We start from the raw sequence: 18,597 nt of genomic DNA, 5'->3' as shown, positions 1-18,597 counted from the left end.
GCGCTTAGGCCTGCACGAGGGCCGACACGATGTCGGTCATTTCGGTAATGCCACAGGACGTGGCGTTTTTACCGATGCAGGTCAGCTAGCCGTTATCGCATGGATGCGATGATTTTAGGCTAACATCCTTTGTGAACTCCTTTACGATACCGTTACATCCGCCAAAGGCTTTAGGCCAACAGATGTTTTCTGCACGAAAGCGAAGCGGCAGCGGCAGATGCTTTTTGCGCGAAAGCGAAGCGGCAGCGGCAGATGTTTTTTGCGCGAAAGCGAAGCGACAGCGGCAGATGCTTTTTGCGCGAAAGCGAAGCGACAGCGGCAGATGCTTTTTGCGCGAAAGCGAAGCGACAGCGGCAGATGCTTTTTGCGCGAAAGCGAAGCGGCAGCGGCAGATGCTTTCTGCGCGAAAGCGAAGCGGCAGCGGCAGATGTTTTTTGCGCGAAAGCGAAGCGGCAGCGGCAGATGTTTTTTGCGCGAAAGCGAAGCGACAGCGGCAGATGTTTTTTGCGCGAAAGCGAAGCGACAGCGGCAACAACACGACGTTGGTCACTCAGGCATTTTCACAGGATGTGAAGCTCTTAGCCTGAGTTCCTCTATTTCAGCGGATGTTTGGACACCCGCTGAAAAGTTACTTAAAACCACATTCATCTCACCATCTATAGAGGCGGGAGATTTCTGTAGCTGACGCTTTGCTTTCGCTACAAAAACCATTTGCTGAAAGAAGTTAAATTTTGTTCGCGTTTAACGTAAAAGCACAATGTTTCAACGTTAAGCGCGAGTAGTTCTACAATCTCCTCCACCATTCCGTTACCGAAGACTCGGCGTGGTCTAAGCCTCCTCGTCGCCCATACTTCGCTCTATGTACTTTCATATCATTCCAACTTTTATAATTAAGAACAGATTTTAGCCAAAAAAAATTAGTTTAGCATCTATTACCATCACACCAATAGATGTATTTGCAATGGCGTCATTATATTTTTCATAGCCTCGTTGAATTTGCTGTAGCAAATAAATCTTCGTATGCTCTAGCGAACACTATAGACAAATGAGTATGAAAATGAAATCACCTCTTCATATGATAAAGTATAACTAGATACTAGTGGTATGGAGTGATAACTTTACAATCCATCTTTTGGTGTAATGTTAGATCAGTCGAATTTTGCAGAACTATTCTTGATACTTAATAGTAACTGCTCTAATACTGGAGAGGATGCGCTTTATGAATCGAATACTAGCAATTAGTGATATACATGGAGAATTGGACCTTTTTGAAGAATTATTATTAAAAGCTAAGTATGATACTATGCAAGATCAGCTATTTTTACTTGGCGATTATATTGATCGTGGGCCTTCATCTTGTGGCGTTTTAAACTTAGTGGGTGAATTGCAAACAAAAGGTGCACGTGTTCTACTAGGAAATCATGAGGCCCTTATGTTAAAAGCCTGTCGCTCCGGTCACCCCAAATCCTGGAACCATTGGGTGAAACTTTGCGGTGGTCATGCAACTCTTGCAAGCTATGGTTATCAGTTAGTCGATTTTAAGGAAGCTATTGAAAACCATACATTGCCTAGCTTTATTCAGACCTTACCAAAGCTCGAAGAACATTTACAGCTTATTGAAACCTTTGATATTTACATCGAATTAGAGGATGTCATTTTTGTACATGGTGGGGTTGTTCCTGGAGTAGCTGTGACAGAGACAGATCCGATGCAATTTTTATGGATTTGTGAAAAATTCCATGCTGGTTATCAAGGAGAAAAAACTGTAATCTTTGGCCATACACCTACCTACAGACTTCACCAAAATCCAACAGAGTACAGTGTCTTTTTTGGTGAAAATAATATCATTGGAATAGATGGTGGGGCTGTTTTTGGAGGTCAGTTACACGCAATAGAATGGCCAAGTCGGCAAATAATCTCGGTGGACAGGAAAAGCCAACAAGTGTAGAATAACTTGTTGGCTTTTCGCGCTGGATGAAGATTTAATATAATTTAAAAATAACGCCTACTACTGAGTAAACAATAACCGTTGAAAATAAAATTGTCATATGGATAAGTGAGAAAACAAACATTTTGGTTGCCCACTTCGTTTGATCTTTATTACTACGATAGCCATAAATACTCATAACAAGCCATGCGATGCTTAGTAAAAGTGCAACAAGCATAATACCAACACTTAAAGTGCCAAATAAGAAGCTTGAAAAAATCAATAATATTAAATAAAAGTTCGTTTGATAATAAGTACGGCGCATCCCTTTTACAACTGGCAGCATAGGAACTTTAGCCGCTTCATAGTCAGCATGCTTACGAATAGCAATGGCATAAAAATGGGGCATCTGCCAAATGACCATCACGAAAAATAGACCAAGTATCGCAGGATGTGTAATATCATTAGAAACAGTAGCCCAACCAATTAAAGGTGGAATTGCCCCTCCGATACTCCCAATTTCCGTGTTATAAATTGTGCGTCGTTTTGTCCACATTGTATAGGGTACTACATATAAAAACACCCCTAAAAGACCGAATGCCGCAGCTAATGGTGAAGCAAGTCCTAGCAAAGCTACCCCGATAATGAGCATGGCAAAAGCTAATATCAACGTAGATTTCGCTGACATTTCACCTGTTACAGTTGGTCGACTTTGCGTACGAGGCATAATAGCGTCAATGTCACGGTCGTATACATTATTAAATGCTCCAGCAGCCCCAATAACAAGTGCAGAACCAATCGTAGAAAAAATAATTTCAGGTATATTCTCTACAAATGTCATTTTATTTTTGTAAATACCTAGCGTTAAACCAGCCCACATAGGAATTAAATTCGATTTAATGATTCCTGTTTTAACTGTCTGCGCTAAAATAGTAGAGCGTGAGGACTTCCCTGATGATTCCTTAGAAGATTGTAGCTTATGCTCCGTTTTTAGATTTTGTTCCATTCATCTTAATTCCTTTTCTCTCAAAATTTCTACACGCTTTACTCGATAGAAAGCGACAAAATTTGCATTTAACGTATCAAATTTTAATTTTACCTCTTTTAGATAGAGTCTGTCTCTATGTTCACATAAAGTACATGATTTTCTTTTCTGATGAATAAAAATCAATTACGCTTTGGTGTATTTACCACTTTCGTTTGGACATCCATTGCATGGGAGGTACAATCGCATTCATCTCATCAATGGGTCTTCTACTGAATGAAAATAAAGATACACGTTCATTCACAACATCTTCTATGATACCACCGACTGACGTGAATTTGAACCTAATTAGCTTGATTCTTTGCATATTGCTATTCAAGTAAAACAATCTACTCTATACTAATGTGTATGTTTTAACTTTATGAAGGAGTGTCTACCACGTGAAATACGGATTTATCGGCCTTGGAAATATGACTACAGCTATTATTAAAGGAATGTGCAAAAGCAGAGATTTTGATTCCACTTTTATTTATGGCTATAATCGTACCAAAGCAAAAACAACAAAATTAGCAACCTCTTTCGGTATTCAAGCCGCAAGCTCTATTGAAGATATTATGTCAAATTGTGACGTCATTATCCTTGGTGTTAAACCCCAAATGTTACCTGATGTTTTACCAGAGGTGAAAAAGCATTTACAAGACAACCATGTCATTGTATCCATTGCTGCTGGTAAAAATATTACATACTTCCAGGGTTATCTATCTGAGGTTACCCCTATTATTCGTGTAATGCCAAATATCAATGCGCTTATCGGTGCCTCTACAAGCTGCTATACAACAAGTGAGCAAGTATCAGATATACAGCTTCAACATGTCATTTCACTGTTTGAAACAGTTGGAACAATTATCGAGATCCCTGAACACCTATTTTCGATATTTACAACGATTGGTGGTGCTTCACCAGCATTTACTTATATGTATATTGACGCTTTAGCACGTGCTGCTGTACGTGAAGGGATGCCAAAAAGCATGGCTCTTGATATTGCAGCAAATGCAGTACTCGGCAGTGCAAAAATGATTTTACAATCACAGGAACACCCATGGGCACTTGTAGACCAGGTATGTTCACCAGGTGGGACAACGATTCAAGGTGTATCCTCATTACAAAGTAATCATTTTGAAACAACTATTCACGATGCAGTAGCTGCCGTGACTGACAAAGATCGCAGCTTATCGAAATAGCTAATTGATCTACTAAAGAATAAAATAAAACCGAGACATCCTACATGTCTCGGTTTCACTTTTATTGAATAGTATCTTGTAATTCCTGTGCTAAAAATGCAGTAAGGTCACGTAAATTGTCTGGTGTAACACCGTGACCATCTGGATACTGTTTAAATGTCACAGTAGCACCAAATTGCTCAAAGATTTCTTTACTTTCAGCGCCCCATTGCGACGGGATAATATAATCATAATCACCATGAGAAATAAATGCATGTAAATGATTAACTGGTCGAATTGCATATTCCTCTGTTACGAATTTTGGCGTATAGCCACTTAACGCTACTATTCCCGTAATTAAATTCCCCATTGCAAAAGCAAGTGATTGTGCCAAAACAGCTCCTTGACTGAATCCAAGCACGTACACTTTATGTAGATCAACTTGATATTCTTCAATTGCCTCTAAGATAAATCGTTGTAATGCTACTAACACTTTATCAAAAATTTCACGGTCTGGGTTTCCGACCTCTTGGATCGTGAAAAAAGCATAGCCTGGCTTTTGCGTAATAGGTCCACGTAAACTAAAAATATGGCATTGTTCTTTAAAATCCTGTACTAATTGTGGTAAATCATCTTCATTGCTACCCATTCCATGCAATAAAAAGATCGCCGGGTATTTTTTATTCGGGTCCATATTCGTAGGTTGTGTATGTTTAAATGTAAATGGTGTATTCATTGAAAAAATTCCTTTCTGATGTTCTTACTATCCCCTTATTATACTGCATAAGGTAGTTAGACAAGAACAGGATTACCTCATTGTCATTTTAATAAATGACATGCAAAAATTTTAGTTATGAGTCAAACTATAAAATACTGTTTTATCTCGCATGAATGGGCCGTTCAATCGGATGAAGAAAACCCCTCCGATTAAAGTTTAACTTTATTAATAATCCCATCAGTATGATAAGCAATATAGCCGTTAATAATACGAATTGTTTCTTGTGGATCTGCATTAAAAAGTACTTTTGATTGCTCAGGTGTTGAGACAAGCACTGTTAATAAATCTATGCGCATTGAATGTCCAGCAGAGCTATAAGCATAATCGTAGACAATATCTTCCTCTGTCATACCATCTGTCTCATATTGCTTATGGAACAATTCTTTAGCGGCATCCATTTGTTCCGCGACCTGCTGACGAATACGCATTTGATGCATCAAAAGCTCTTCCTCAAACACAGTAGTCTTTAACCACTCTTTCTTGTCGAGCATTCCCAGAAATTCTTTTTCCCAAACTTGCTCATTTTCAGTAAAATACAACATATTGACCATCAGCCTATCCCAAAAATCAATTTGTGTTGCTGCCGATTTACGGTATATCGCAATTGTCTCTTTAAAGTGCTCCTCAACTTTCGTAATATTCATACTGCGCACTAAATGATTACAGACATCTTCAATAAATTTATTTGCCACTTCTTGTGCCATCCAAAAACCCGTCCTTTATCTTACAAATCATTTCCCCACTATCATACCATGATTGAAGAATATAAAGAAACGGGCAACGTATACCGCCTTACATATAGGCTGTTGAAATAGTTTTCATCATTGACATAGCTTCAGAAACAAAAAGGAACATCTTCGCCATATGATGAAACGAAGATGTTCTCGATTGTCACTTTATTCTTAAATTGCAGTAATTGAATCTAAAATACTCTTTGCATTCTTGTGAAGCGTTTGATAGTTTTCCTGTAAAATATTTGGATGTATCGGTTTGCTGAATAAGAAACCCTGTACAGTATCACAATTACTTGTTACTAGATAGGAGAGCTGTTCTATCTCTTCTATTCCTTCAGCAACTACCTTTAACTGTAAATGCTTGGCCACAGAAAGAATCGTGTCTACTAAAGCCTTATCTGTTGAGCTCGATTGTATTTTTTGAACGAAAGACCGATCAATTTTTAAGCAATCAATAGGGAAATCCTTCAAATAAGACAATGACGAATAGCCCGTTCCAAAATCATCTACCGCGATTGTAATCCCAAGTTCCTTCAACTGATGCAAAACCGTCGTCATATGATCGATATTAATCGTCATACTTTCTGTTATCTCTAGCTGCAAATATTGTGGCTCTAATTGTGTTTTTTCAAGAACATTATGAATCATTCCAACTAAATTTTGCTGAAAAAGTTGACCTAATGACAGATTGACTGCCACTTTAATTGGTGGCAATCCAGCACCTTCCCAACGCTTCACTTGTTTACAAGCTGTTTCTAGAACCCATTGTCCAATAGGAATAATTAATCCCGATTCCTCAGCAATTGGAATAAAGACTCCTGGCGAAATCCAACCTTTTTTAGGATGCTTCCATCTGACTAAGGCCTCTACTGACTTAACTTGACCCGTCTGTAAATCTAATTGCGGTTGATATTCTAAAAAAAGCTCTTGGTTAGCTAATGCATTATGTAAATCATTTTCTAATAAAAGTCGTTCAGTCATTCTGCTAGACATTGAGGACTCATACAACTGTATACGTGTAGGCGTTTTATGTGCTTCATGCATAGCATATAATGCAAATCTAACAAGTTCCTCTTCCCTATATGAATCCGTTGGAAATAACGCAATCCCAATATTCAATTGACTACTTAGAGAAAAATGTTGTATTTGAAATGATTCTTCCATAACCAATGACTTAGCTGCGTTAGTTGATGGATATTATTGACCTCATCAATAAAAACAACAAAATAATCTTCTCTCGGCATGGTCAGTGGATATTCCTCTGGTAAAACATTTTTCAACCTTTGCGCTATTAGTTTGATCATTTGGTCTGCATATGTACTGCCTAAAGATGCTTTAATAGTTGAAATTCTTTCTATACCGATAGCAAGAATTGCCTTTTGAGATTTAGATATGTATAAATTGCTTTTTAATAATTCCATCAAAAAACGTTCATTTGGTAAATTTGTAACTTCATTATGATAAGCCATATAATGCATCTTTTCGCGAGACTTTTCCAAATGCCCTTGAGTATCAATTAATTGTTGAAAAGGTTTTTCGATAGATGAAAAATAAATAGCTCTAAATAAAAGATAAAATGCACTTAACTCAAAAATATGTCCAATAAAATTTTTAATATCATAAACATCTTGATACATTGTAAATAAGAAATCGCTCATGATTAAATAAATCGAACTACCTAATAATAAAAATACAATTTTGGGTGCTTTATTGAAATTTTTCAACAACAGTACCATAATCACCAAAAAGAACGCAACAGCTATATATTGCAAAGTATTTTTTAAAACAGTAGGACCTTCACCTTCGATTATAAGAGGTGGCAGCATAGGCGTTGGTGCATAGATAATGACCACACAACTAATGACTATTACAATCGGCAAACTATAAATAAGCCATCGATAAATTAATTTTATTTTCTTCTCCTTAACAAAATAAATGGCAAGAAAGCCAATCGATAATAGTAATCGACCAAGCATATAAAACCATGTTGCTGCATAGGGTGTACTTTCAGTAATGAAAAATGGCATTCCTTTATAGGAGAGCGCATGGGCAATTTCTATTAAGCTAAATGTTAAAAACAATCCCCCAACATACAGAACTCTATTAGATAAAATATACGGAGAAATTAACCACGTTTGAATCGAAATAGCCATCGTCACCACAATGATGAGAATTTCCATCATTAAATGAATCGCCACATAGTTGTTCTCACCAAATATCCCATAAAACTTATCTCCACCTAATCCAATGACGATTAGGAAAATCATTGATAATAGGATGAATTGAATGCCCTGCCTTACAAATGAAAAATCCTCATTAAATTTCCACATCTAACTCCTCTCCCTTGATTTCAAAATATTTTCACTCTATTCATTATTTCACAAAGGACTTTTGGAATAATTATACTATAAGATTACCATGAAAAATCGACTTTTCAATCAAAACTAAAACTGAATAAAACTGGCTCATCACCATAACGTGTGGTTGATTTCCGTTCCGGCTGGGCGCTTTGTTGCTGCCGCTACGTTAGCACTACGCTTTCGCACAGAGCAAAGCTTCCTGGGGGCGTCCGATGAGCCGCTTCGCTTCGCTCCAGGGTCTCGGGCCAACACGATGTTGGTCACGAAGGCGTTATCACAGGACGTGATGCTCTTAGCCTTCGTTCCCCTATCGCTGATCCCCGAGGAGTCGCCAGCCTCCACTCCAATCAACCTATATATATAACAAATGTCATCCACAAATTAATTTAGCGGTTTAACAAATGCCATCCACAACTTTTGATGATGAGCCATACATGCCAATATAAATTCAATCCACCAATTTACTCAAAATCTTCATCAACCCAGATTTCACCAATCGAGTAGGAGACTAGCCATTAATTGACTAGTCGACCTCTCACACCACCGTACGTACGGTTCCGTATACGGCGGTTCGAAAGTTTTATGGTTTTAAAATGATTTGGGAGAGACTTTTTAAATTTTGTTTCTCCCAGTATTTATTATTTAGGGCTCTATTTATGATTGGATTATTGGATGAACGCCAATATCCCTTTCGGGTATTTGCTATTCTGTAAGCGTCGTTCGGGCAGATACCAAGTTTCTTAAGGTTGCGATACTTGGTTGTGGTTTTCTTCCACTCTTTCCATCGACACGCTCTCAATCTTCGGCGTATATGGGCATCCATCTTTTTAGCGTATTCTCCAATGTCCGCGATTTTAAAGTAATTAACCCATCCCTGAATCAGGTAGTTGAGGCATTTAATTCTTTCATCCATTCGCATGCTTCGATTGCGATTCGTGAGATGGCGGATTCTATCTTCCAATTTCTGTTTACTTTTCTTCGGCACGTAAATCCTTGTTTGTTGCTTGTTTCGGTAGAAACTCACTCCTAAGAATGTCCGTGCTCTCGGCTTTCCCACTGCGGATTTCTCCTCATTTACCTTAAGCTTTAGTTTCTTTTCGATAAATGTTGTCATCCCTAATTTCACACGCTCTCCTGCTTTTAGACTTTTAACATAGATATTGCAGTCATCTGCGTAACGGACGAATCTGTGACCTCGTTTTTCAAGCTCTTTATCTAGTTCATGGAGAAGGATATTACTAAGTAGTGGACTCAGTGGGCCACCTTGTGGCGTGCCTTCTTGGCTATGTACTACGACCCCATTTGCCATAGTGCCAGCGTTGAGAAACTTACGGATTAGCTTTAAGGTTGGCTTATCCTTAATATATCCCGCAACTAGTGACATCAGTTTATCGTGTTGGACACGGTCAAAGAATTTTTCAAGGTCCATGTCTACCACGAATTTGTAGCCTTCATCCATATAAGATTGCGCTTGTGTAATTGCTTGATGGGCACTTTTATTTGGACGAAAACCATAGCTATAGTCACTGAAAATTGGGTCGATGATTGGTGTTAAGATTTGAACAACCGCTTGTTGAATAACGCGGTCTGTTACAGTTGGGATTCCCAATTTTCTCGTATCACCATTTCCTTTCGGAATTTCTACCCGTTTTACCGGTTGCGGTGTATATTGCCCTGTTTGAATTTGGCGAGTAATCTTTTCTTTATTTTCTTTTAAGTATTGGCGTGTTGCCTCTATATCTTTCGCATCGACTCCGGCAGCCCCTTTATTTCTACGTACCTTCTTAAAAGCTTCATTTAGATTATCTCGGTCTGTTATTAAATAAATTAGTCCATTTGTATCCATATGTTCTCATGGTATAGGTATGCATATGAACAGTTCCACTCTTTTCGTTGCGCGATTCACGTTCTGCGTTTCAAGGCAGCGAAAAGTCTTACGATTGGCTGTGTCTTCACTGTCATATAATGTGCCCTTCCATGTTCACTCCTTTCGTTCAGCCCTTCCCATTACTGGTACTATGGCTTCTGCTGACTTCTGATGATTCAGCTATCTATCACTAAATAGGTTCTGTTTCCAGGTATTCATCAGATCTCCCGGGGTAAGTCCGTCCACTTTCACCTCATATATCCGCCACATTTATTGCCCTGACTTCCGTGGATATTTTGGATTTTGATTTGTTTGGCAATCTCGTCCAGTCAGGACAACCTCGAATGTGATTCGTGTACCTCGGACCAAGGTTTTACCGCCTGCTTCCTTCAGATTCCGTGTCACCACGGACACCCTTGCACTTGGCTAGTGGTTCGCATATCCCAACGCCCACAGTGAACTTTCATCACCTAGTTGACGGACATGCCCGGCACACCAAAAAAAAGACGTCTCAACTTCTTGAGACATCTTATCAATTTCGCCTTGGCGTAATTGCGTCAAAGGCTTTATCTTCATTCAGTAGGCTGAATGAAGATAAATGTTATGAAAACACATAGCTATCCATATTATCTATTGTATTTTGAATAGCATCTTTTAATGATCGCTGATGCTCGCCGCAAACAGCCAGCGCCTGCTCTAATGTCATCGCTGCATTTGCCATAAACGGCGCCATCTGTAGATCCTTCGCTAATTGAATCAGAACAAGTGCTTTATTCCATAGCCAACGCGCATTTTTTGAATCTAAATTAATCGCTTGCTCCAAGTAGCCTAGGGCGTCGAATGGCATCCAACCGAAGCGGTGCATCGTTTGCCCTGTAATCCCCCAATATAAAGCTTTATTAGGGTTTTCATTTACAGCTTGTTTAAAACAATGGACACTCTCATTGTAGTGATGTGCAAACAAAAACAGTTCACCCTGTGTAAAGAATGATTGTGCCTTTTCAGTTGGAGTACCTGTTTTCGCTACATCCTCTAGCTCTTTAATACGCTGAGAAAACTGTGCTTCATCTTTTATTGCACGAATTTCGACGACGGCATCCGATTCAGGATAGCTTTCATCTGTTCGTTCTTCATGCTGAGTTTCCACAAACAACGTAGCCTTTGGGTAGCTAGCAAAATCATACTCTTCCAATAATTTAATATATTGATCAGCTAACGCTTTCTCGCTGTCATCTGTAACTTGCTTAGCTACTTCATAGCATTTCATTAGCTCACCATTATAAAAATAATCATCCATTGTCATTCAATTTTCCTCCAATGTACAGCTCGTCAGTATATTCAGTATACACTACAAAAATCAATTTCGCCTTGGCGTAATTACCTTAAGATTTTGAATTGTTCTCAGGCATGCACGAGCACTTACTGAATGAAGATAAAAAAAGACTGCTCAAAATAACTTTTGAGACAGTCATGGCTTTCCTTATTTTTTTAATACTTCAGCATTTAAATAGGCACGTAACTCTTCTTCTGGTAATGCACCGACAAAGCGGTTAACCTCTTTACCATCTTCAAAATGAATGAATGTTGGCGTCGCTTCTAAATGGTATTGATCCCATAAATTTTCGTATTCATAAGTGTTTAATTGAACAATATCAACACCCAGCTCCTTAGCAATCGGCATTAATACTGGTGTGAAGGCTTGACAATGTACACATGTCGGACTGAAGAAATAAGCATTGACATCTTCACCAGCTTTTATTTTTTTCTCAAGTTCTTCAGGTAACATTATGTTTTGGTAATTTTCATCATCTAATTGATCAATTGTTTCTTGTTTTAGTACTTTGTCGCCATAAGGATTCTTTGCACTTGTTAACTTACTTTCGTTCGATACTTTTGTTAGCATAACAATTGCTATAAATAACACAACAATAACTGACCCAATAATTAGTAGTTTTTTCACTAGAATGTGTTCCTCCTTTTCTACACTAAAAAATCCTAGTTTTAGTGTATTCGCGATTGATTATAAAGTTTTTTTAAACCCTAGTAAACTAATTTGTCTTTTAAAAATAAGTTTTTCTACAATTCAAACATAATTCCGCCCATTTTTGGGACCATAAATAGTACAAAGCTTAATATAAAGGTGGAGTGGTTAATAATATGAAACACACTATCCAACAAGTTTTTCAAATTTATAAAGGTGATATCCATAATATTTTAACAAACTGGGTAGTTGCTGTCATTATTGGTGGACTTATCTTTTTACCTTCTCTTTATGCGTGGCTCAATATTTATGCCTCTATGGATCCCTATGCCCATACAGCCAATATGAAAATTGCTATTGTCAATGAAGACACAGGAGCGAATGTTAGAGGAGAAGATATACATGTCGGTAACGATGTAATCGCTAATTTAAGCACAAATAAAAGCTTTTCTTGGCAATTTACATCTCGTGAAAAAGCCATTGATCGTTTAAAAAACGGTGACTATTTTGCGGTTATCGTAATCCCTAGTGACTTTTCACAAAAACTAACCTCCATACTGTCAAATCAGCCTACTAAAGCGCATATCGATTATTATGTAAATGAAAAAATAAATGCAGTTTCACCTAAAATTACAATTAAAGGTGCTAGTGGTCTAACTCAACAAGTTTCTAGTGAATTTATCTCAACTGTCAATGGAACACTTTTCTCTATTTTTAATACAATTGGTGTTGAGATGGAACGGGAAATTCCAGACTTAAGAACGTTTGAAAATTATATTTTTACAATTGAACAACATCTTCCTGGTATTGAGACCTTTTTAGCACAAACCGCTAAAGGTGGCAAAGAAGCTGAGACATTACTGAACCATACGATGACCCAAGTTCCTGAGGTTGAAAAATTAACGAATGAAGGTCTTACAACTATTCAACAAGGTTTAAAATTGATTAATGAAGCTGACACACTGTTCACCGAGCTATCCCCTATCATTAAAAAGGATTTAGAAGCTGTCCAAAATATTGCTCAACGATTTACAGAGCTAGTAGGGAAGCTAGAAAATGCGAATGTGGATACAGCAACCATTGCCCAAACAAAGGATACGATTAAGAAACAGCTGAATGCATCTCACGAAAAAATAAATTCTAGCATACAAACACTTGAAGCACTGCAAAAATTAACACAAGCTGATGCTTCAACTCATAAACAGCTTGAAAACAAAGTGCAAAACATCCTAACAGCCCTACAGCAAAGCAATTCTGAAGAGGTTAAAACTTTACTAACTAATAAAAAAATCATTGAACAACTTGAAGCTATACGCGGGGATTTACAGGCAAATCCTAGTTTAACTGATTATTCATTAAGCTCTTTAACAGCATTAAATCAGCTAAATACTTTACTAACTGACGTCTCAAATAAAGTACAGCAGTTAAATAATATTGATGGAGAAAAGATCAAAAAAGATCTCGCGGATGTTCAAAGTGTTGCGCAAAATGCTTCTAACAATCTTAATCAATTCCTTACTCATTATAACGATCATCTAGAACCACAAATTCGCACGACCCTGTCTTCTGCGAAAAATACATTAACAAATGCATCATCCATGTTAACGGATGTAAAAAGTTTTCTTCCTCAAGTATCAGATCGTTTAACAAATGCAAAAAATACGTTAGCGACAGCTAATAAAACAATTGCTACAGTACAATCGAATTTCCCTGCTTTAAGTACAAAAATTAAGGATTTAGCAGAGAAGCTAAGAACATTAGAAAGTGAAGCAGATATTTCTGAAATTGTTCAATTATTGAAAAACGATGTCAATGCCGAGCGGGATTTCTTTGAAGAGCCTATTAAGCTTCAGGAACATAGGATGTTTCCGATTGATAATTACGGAACAGCCATGACACCATTTTACACTGTACTTTCCATCTGGGTGGGCTGTTTATTATTAATTTCACTTTTATCTGTAGATATTCACGACAATCATCAATACAGTATTCGCGAAGTATACTTTGGTCGTTTATTAACTTTTGCAACTTTTTCATTTATCCAAACGCTCATTATTACAATAGGAGATATCGTTCTTTTAGATGGATCCATTAGTGCGCCTTATTACTTTATACCATTTGGGCTCTTGATTAGCTTAGTGTTTGTTACAGTTGTCTATACACTAGTTTCGGTATTCGGAAATGTTGGGAAAGCGTTAGCCATTGTTATGTTAGTGTTACAAATTGCAGGTTCTGGCGGCACATATCCAGTAGAATTATTACCTAAGTTTTTCCAAATAATAAACCCATTTTTACCTTTTACTTATGCAATTGAAATGATGCGAGAGGCTGTTGGTGGTATTATTTGGTCCAAGGTATTCGTAGATCTCGCCTTTTTATCTTTCTTCTGGCTCATTTTTATTCTATTTGGCTTCTTCATGAAAAAATTATTGAGTGAGAAAATGGAACTTTTAATGAACAAAACACGTGGATTAGATATTTTTCATTGATTTTCACCTGCGCTTCCTGTCAATGTTTAAGCGAACGATGGTATAATGGCAGTATTGTAAACATGTAGGAGGCGCTTCTATTGAAAAAACTACTATCTATTTTTGCTATATCGTTATTAGTGTTAAGTGCTTGTGGTGAGGAGAAAAAAGTTGCTGAAAAAAATCAAAACGAAACGCCAAAAGAAGCTTCACACGAAGAACACGCACATGCTTCTGGAGATATTCAGGAGGAAACTGCATCTGCAGATGTGCTACCATCCTTTTTAAATAATCAAACTGAAAATATTCGCTTAGTGTATCAAATTGCGGGTCAGTCTACAGAAATTCTAGAATGGATGCCATGCTATTGTGGATGTGGCGATTCAGTTGGACATAAAAGCAATCTAAACTGCTTTATTCAAGAAAAACGTGAGGATGGAACAATTGTCTGGGATGATCACGGTACGCGTTGTAACGTTTGCCTAGAAATCGCTGTACAGTCTGCAAAAATGCATAAAGATGGCATGAGTCTCAAAGAAATTCGTCAAACAATTGATAACAAATATAAAGAAGGCTACGCAAAACCAACACCGACAGACATGCCTGCTTAATAAAAAAACTCATCGTTATGATGAGTTTTTTTATTATTTAACTAGCTGTAGCACCGTTTTAAAATGTGGATGATCGGCACGTTGTAGTAGCTCATATAAAATCATTTCTGTGCTTGTGGGTAAAATTCCAAGTGCCTTCATCTTCTCTAGCCCTAACTCTTTATTGGCCTTTGTACGAGAGGACACAGCATCTACAACAACTTCGACCTCAAACCCTTGCTCTTTTAACTGTCGTGCTGTTTGGTAGACACAAATATGTGTTTCGATCCCTGTCACGATAAATTGAGTACGACCGCTTGCCTTCAATGCATCGACAAATTCTTGCTCCTGGCAAGCACTGAATGCCATTTTAGCAATAGCTTGCCCTTGAAGATGCTGAGCAATATTTAACGCAGTCCCACCTAAACGACTAGGATTTTGTTCAAGCCATAAAATAGGTACTTCCAATGCCTTCATAGCTTGTACTAGCTTTGACACATTGTCAATCACCGCTTCACTTTCATCAACAATGGTCGCTAACTTACCTTGTACATCAACGACAACTAAACACGCTTCCTCTATTGTAAACATTCAAAACACCCCTTATTTCATTTTCACAGTTCATTATACCGAAAGATACTTGGATTATGGGGAAAGTTAAAAAAATTTCCGTCCATCCTATTTTAACGGCAAATATCATCAATATTACATCTTAGCCTCCATCAAACCAGTGCATATAACGGTAATATGGGCAACTTAGGCATATCTAAACAAGATACGTTTGATCATACTTTTTTCGCTCTTCAAGATGCTTAATATCATGCACTTCTATGGGCTCTTGTTGTCATAGAAGAATTTCACTATATGAAGGCTAAAACGATTGCCATAAACCCCCTTTTCCAAACACGAACATTTTATAACACCGACGATTAACTAATACGTAAATCACGAAATATAAGCTCATATATGCACACCTAAATTTTCATTTGTTCGTATTTAAAGAAAAATACTTTTAAGAATTTATCTCAATTGTGTACATTTTGTTGCAAGCCTGTCACAATTTTGCTTGAATAGTGAGAATTTTATTTTTTCTCTTGAAAATTGAGTTATAATCCAGTAAAGTGCTTTTATCCCGCTTTAACGGTCCGTACAATGCTCTGAAATAAATGACTTTGAACTGACAATAAAAGCCCGAAATTCACCTTATTAAACAACACAAGGAGTGTACCACATTGACACAACGTGCATACAATTTTAACGCAGGCCCATCTGCACTACCAGTAGAAGTATTAGAAAAAGCCCAACAGCAATTAGTAAACTTCCGTGAGTCAGGTATGTCAATTATGGAAATGAGCCATCGCAGTGCCATTTTCGATGAAGTACATAATGAGGCAATTGCTTTATTGAAAAAGCTTTATGCTATCCCAGAAAACTATGAAATCCTTTTCCTACAAGGTGGAGCTAGTCTTCAATTTACGATGATCCCAATGAACTTCCTACAGGCCGATCAAAAGGCAAGCTATGTATTATCAGGCTCATGGTCTGAAAAAGCATTCAAAGAAGTGAAATTTTTTGGTACGCCTGTTGAAGCTGCTAGCACAAAGGACAATCAATATCGCAATATCCCAGCTTTAGCAGACATTCAATTCAATGAAGATGATGCATATGTGCATATCACTTCAAACAATACAATTTACGGCACACAATGGAAGGAATTCCCTGAAACAGGCAATGTACCGTTAGTTGCAGATATGTCTAGTGATATTCTTTCTAAGCCAGTTGATGTAAGTAAATTTGGTCTAATTTATGCAGGGGCTCAAAAAAATCTTGGTCCTTCTGGTGTAACAGTAGTTATTATTCGCAAAGATTTACTTGAAAAAGCGAATAAAAATATTCCAACAATGCTAAAATACACAACGCATGCTGACAGCAACTCTTTATACAATACACCACCAACTTTTGGCATCTATATGCTAGGTGAAGTATTAAAATGGGTTGAATCTAAAGGCGGCGTTGCTGAAATTGCGAAGCATAATGAGTTAAAAGCGAAAGTAATTTACGATGCCATTGACAATAGCAATGGATTCTATAAAGGTCATGCAACACCTGAAAGCCGTTCTTTAATGAACATTACTTTCCGTGTTGCTGATGAAGAGCTTGAAAAACAATTCCTTACTGAAGCAAAAGCAGCAGGATTTGTTGGACTTAATGGACACCGTTCTGTAGGTGGTTGCCGTGCTTCTACTTATAATGCTGTACCATTAGAAGCTTGTGAAGCATTACGTGACTTTATGGTAGCTTTCCAACAAAAACACCAATAATCATAAACGACGACTAAATACTATAAATTTAAAGGGGTAGCTCCAAGTGATGTTTCACTTGGGGCTACCCCTTTTTTTACACAGTTTCATGCTTACAATCCGGACACTTACCATAGATCTCAAATTTATGATTTTCAATTTCGTAGTCTGGCAGTTTCTCTCCAAGCATTTCCATAGGACAAAGATTTAACTCCTTGACATTGCCACAATCCAAACAAATAAAATGGTGGTGATGATGTTCAGACTCACAATGCATGCGGAAATTTCGCTCCCCAGATAACTCAGTTTCTTCCAGTATTCCAAGCTTCACAAACGTTGCTAAGTTACGATAAATTGTATCAAAACTCATACCCGGAAAATCTTTTTTTAAAACATCCAATAAGTCACGAGCTGTTAGATATTTATCTGTTGCTGCAAACATATCTAATATTAACTCCCGCTTATCTGTTTTTTTATAGCCGTTGTCTTTTAAAATTTCCCACGCTCTAGAAACATTCACTGTGCTACCTCCTCTTGTTTAGCAGCCATTTTAAATACTACTTTCTTCGCTAGAATAACTAGTAACAAAATGAAGATGGAAGTGACAACAATTGTACCACCAGGCGCTAGATCCAAATAAAAAGCACTGACAAGACCGATTAACACAGCTGCTTCCCCAAAGACAATCGAGTAGATGATCGTTTGCTTAAAGCCCTTTGCTAAACGCATTGCTGCAGCCACTGGTAATGTCATAAGTGATGACACAAGCAAAATACCAACTATGCGCATACTTGCAGCAATAACTAGTGCTGTCACAATCATAAATAAAAGATGAATCCAACGAGCAGGTAGACCACTAGCTTTTGCATATTCCTCGTCAAAAGATAAAACAAAAAGCTCCTTAAAAAATAACAATAAAAAGATAATAACAACGATAGCAATTCCCACCACTACCCATAAATCCTGACGTGACACAGCTGATACTGAACCAAATAAATAGCTCATTAAATCCGTGCTAAAGCCACTGGCAAGGGAGATGAAAATAGCACTAATCCCTATCCCACCTGACATAATAATAGGAATGGCAAGCTCCTCATAGTGCTTATATAAACGTCTTAGCCGCTCAATTAAAATTGAACCGCTGACAGAGGCAAGTATACCTAGATAAATTGGATTTAGCATAGCCAAGGCTGGAACAGATTGACTGAGATATAAGCTTCCTGCTATACCTGCGAGTGTCACATGTGACAAGGCATCTGCAATAAGCGACAGCCTGCGAACAACAATAAAAACACCTAGCAAGGGTGCCAATATGCCAATTAATATCCCCGAGAAAAAGGCATTTTGTAAAAATTCATAGTTAAAAATTGCTTCAATCATTGAGCCT

At 37.6% G+C, this 18,597-nt stretch carries 17 protein-coding genes; 6 read left to right on the top strand and 11 right to left on the bottom strand.

Annotation, left to right across the window (positions count from 1 at the left end; genetic code table 11):
- The first annotated feature begins 131 nt into the window (after positions 1-131).
- The gene (locus ACB089_RS07940) at positions 132-587 is read left to right on the top strand and encodes a hypothetical protein (RefSeq protein ID WP_374965947.1); all 456 of its coding nucleotides are present in this window, start codon (positions 132-134) and stop codon (positions 585-587) included.
- Positions 588-1,219: 632 nt separating this feature from the next.
- On the top strand, positions 1,220-1,948 hold the full coding sequence (locus ACB089_RS07935; protein WP_374965946.1) for a metallophosphoesterase: 729 nt from the start codon (positions 1,220-1,222) through the stop codon (positions 1,946-1,948).
- Positions 1,949-1,982: 34 nt separating this feature from the next.
- Here the strand turns inward: ACB089_RS07935 and cyoE are convergent, their stop codons facing one another.
- Positions 1,983-2,933, bottom strand: a complete 951-nt coding sequence (gene cyoE / locus ACB089_RS07930; protein ID WP_374965945.1) for a heme o synthase — start codon at positions 2,931-2,933, stop codon at positions 1,983-1,985.
- Positions 2,934-3,352: 419 nt separating this feature from the next.
- Between cyoE and proC the strand changes: the two genes are divergently transcribed.
- Positions 3,353-4,153 (top strand): pyrroline-5-carboxylate reductase, encoded by an 801-nt coding sequence (gene proC / locus ACB089_RS07925; protein WP_368638568.1) that lies wholly within the window; start codon positions 3,353-3,355, stop codon positions 4,151-4,153.
- Between the two features lie 61 nt (positions 4,154-4,214).
- Here the strand turns inward: proC and ACB089_RS07920 are convergent, their stop codons facing one another.
- The 7 genes from ACB089_RS07920 to ACB089_RS07890 all read right to left on the bottom strand — a co-directional run bounded on the left by ACB089_RS07920 (position 4,215) and on the right by ACB089_RS07890 (position 11,831).
- Entirely contained in the window at positions 4,215-4,868 is a 654-nt protein-coding gene (locus ACB089_RS07920) for an alpha/beta hydrolase (RefSeq protein WP_374965944.1), read from the bottom strand.
- Between the two features lie 191 nt (positions 4,869-5,059).
- The gene (locus tag ACB089_RS07915) at positions 5,060-5,614 is read right to left on the bottom strand and encodes a hypothetical protein (RefSeq protein ID WP_374965943.1); all 555 of its coding nucleotides are present in this window, start codon (positions 5,612-5,614) and stop codon (positions 5,060-5,062) included.
- Positions 5,615-5,812: 198 nt separating this feature from the next.
- Entirely contained in the window at positions 5,813-6,808 is a 996-nt protein-coding gene (locus ACB089_RS07910; protein ID WP_374965942.1) for a putative bifunctional diguanylate cyclase/phosphodiesterase, read from the bottom strand.
- The gene (locus ACB089_RS07905) at positions 6,772-7,974 is read right to left on the bottom strand and encodes an MASE3 domain-containing protein (protein ID WP_374965941.1); all 1,203 of its coding nucleotides are present in this window, start codon (positions 7,972-7,974) and stop codon (positions 6,772-6,774) included. The genes ACB089_RS07910 and ACB089_RS07905 overlap by 37 nt, the downstream gene beginning before the upstream one ends.
- A 610-nt stretch (positions 7,975-8,584) precedes the next feature.
- On the bottom strand, positions 8,585-9,850 hold the full coding sequence (gene ltrA / locus ACB089_RS07900) for a group II intron reverse transcriptase/maturase (RefSeq protein ID WP_374965264.1): 1,266 nt from the start codon (positions 9,848-9,850) through the stop codon (positions 8,585-8,587).
- A 622-nt stretch (positions 9,851-10,472) separates the two neighbouring features.
- Entirely contained in the window at positions 10,473-11,174 is a 702-nt protein-coding gene (locus ACB089_RS07895; protein ID WP_374965940.1) for an O-linked GlcNAc transferase, read from the bottom strand.
- 177 nt (positions 11,175-11,351) lie between these two features.
- Positions 11,352-11,831, bottom strand: a complete 480-nt coding sequence (locus ACB089_RS07890) for a thioredoxin family protein (protein ID WP_374965939.1) — start codon at positions 11,829-11,831, stop codon at positions 11,352-11,354.
- 197 nt (positions 11,832-12,028) lie between these two features.
- Here ACB089_RS07890 and ACB089_RS07885 point away from each other — a divergent pair, with 197 nt between their 5' ends.
- Both ACB089_RS07885 and ACB089_RS07880 read left to right on the top strand, forming a co-directional pair.
- The gene (locus ACB089_RS07885; RefSeq protein ID WP_374965938.1) at positions 12,029-14,341 is read left to right on the top strand and encodes a YhgE/Pip family protein; all 2,313 of its coding nucleotides are present in this window, start codon (positions 12,029-12,031) and stop codon (positions 14,339-14,341) included.
- Between the two features lie 80 nt (positions 14,342-14,421).
- Positions 14,422-14,931, top strand: coding sequence for a PCYCGC motif-containing (lipo)protein (locus ACB089_RS07880; RefSeq protein ID WP_374965937.1), 510 nt, complete (start codon positions 14,422-14,424; stop codon positions 14,929-14,931).
- 33 nt (positions 14,932-14,964) lie between these two features.
- On the opposite strand, the gene ACB089_RS07875 is transcribed toward ACB089_RS07880, so the two are convergent.
- Complete coding sequence (locus tag ACB089_RS07875) at positions 14,965-15,501, bottom strand: hydrolase (RefSeq protein ID WP_068983568.1); 537 nt, start codon at positions 15,499-15,501, stop codon at positions 14,965-14,967.
- Positions 15,502-16,142: 641 nt separating this feature from the next.
- Between ACB089_RS07875 and serC the strand changes: the two genes are divergently transcribed.
- Positions 16,143-17,231, top strand: a complete 1,089-nt coding sequence (gene serC / locus ACB089_RS07870; protein WP_374965936.1) for a 3-phosphoserine/phosphohydroxythreonine transaminase — start codon at positions 16,143-16,145, stop codon at positions 17,229-17,231.
- Between the two features lie 76 nt (positions 17,232-17,307).
- On the opposite strand, the gene ACB089_RS07865 is transcribed toward serC, so the two are convergent.
- Together ACB089_RS07865 and ACB089_RS07860 are read right to left on the bottom strand one after the other, a co-directional pair.
- Complete coding sequence (locus ACB089_RS07865; protein WP_368635969.1) at positions 17,308-17,730, bottom strand: Fur family transcriptional regulator; 423 nt, start codon at positions 17,728-17,730, stop codon at positions 17,308-17,310.
- Positions 17,727-18,590 (bottom strand): metal ABC transporter permease, encoded by an 864-nt coding sequence (locus ACB089_RS07860; protein ID WP_374965935.1) that lies wholly within the window; start codon positions 18,588-18,590, stop codon positions 17,727-17,729. The genes ACB089_RS07865 and ACB089_RS07860 overlap by 4 nt, the downstream gene beginning before the upstream one ends.
- Positions 18,591-18,597: the final 7 nt, after the last annotated feature.

The sequence above is a fragment of the Lysinibacillus sp. RS10 genome (genome assembly GCF_041956855.1).
Classification (GTDB): Bacteria; Bacillota; Bacilli; order Bacillales_A; family Planococcaceae; genus Lysinibacillus; species Lysinibacillus xylanilyticus_A.
The sequence above is the reverse complement of the archived record's forward strand: the minus strand, read 5'-3'. Positions and strand labels throughout refer to the sequence as shown.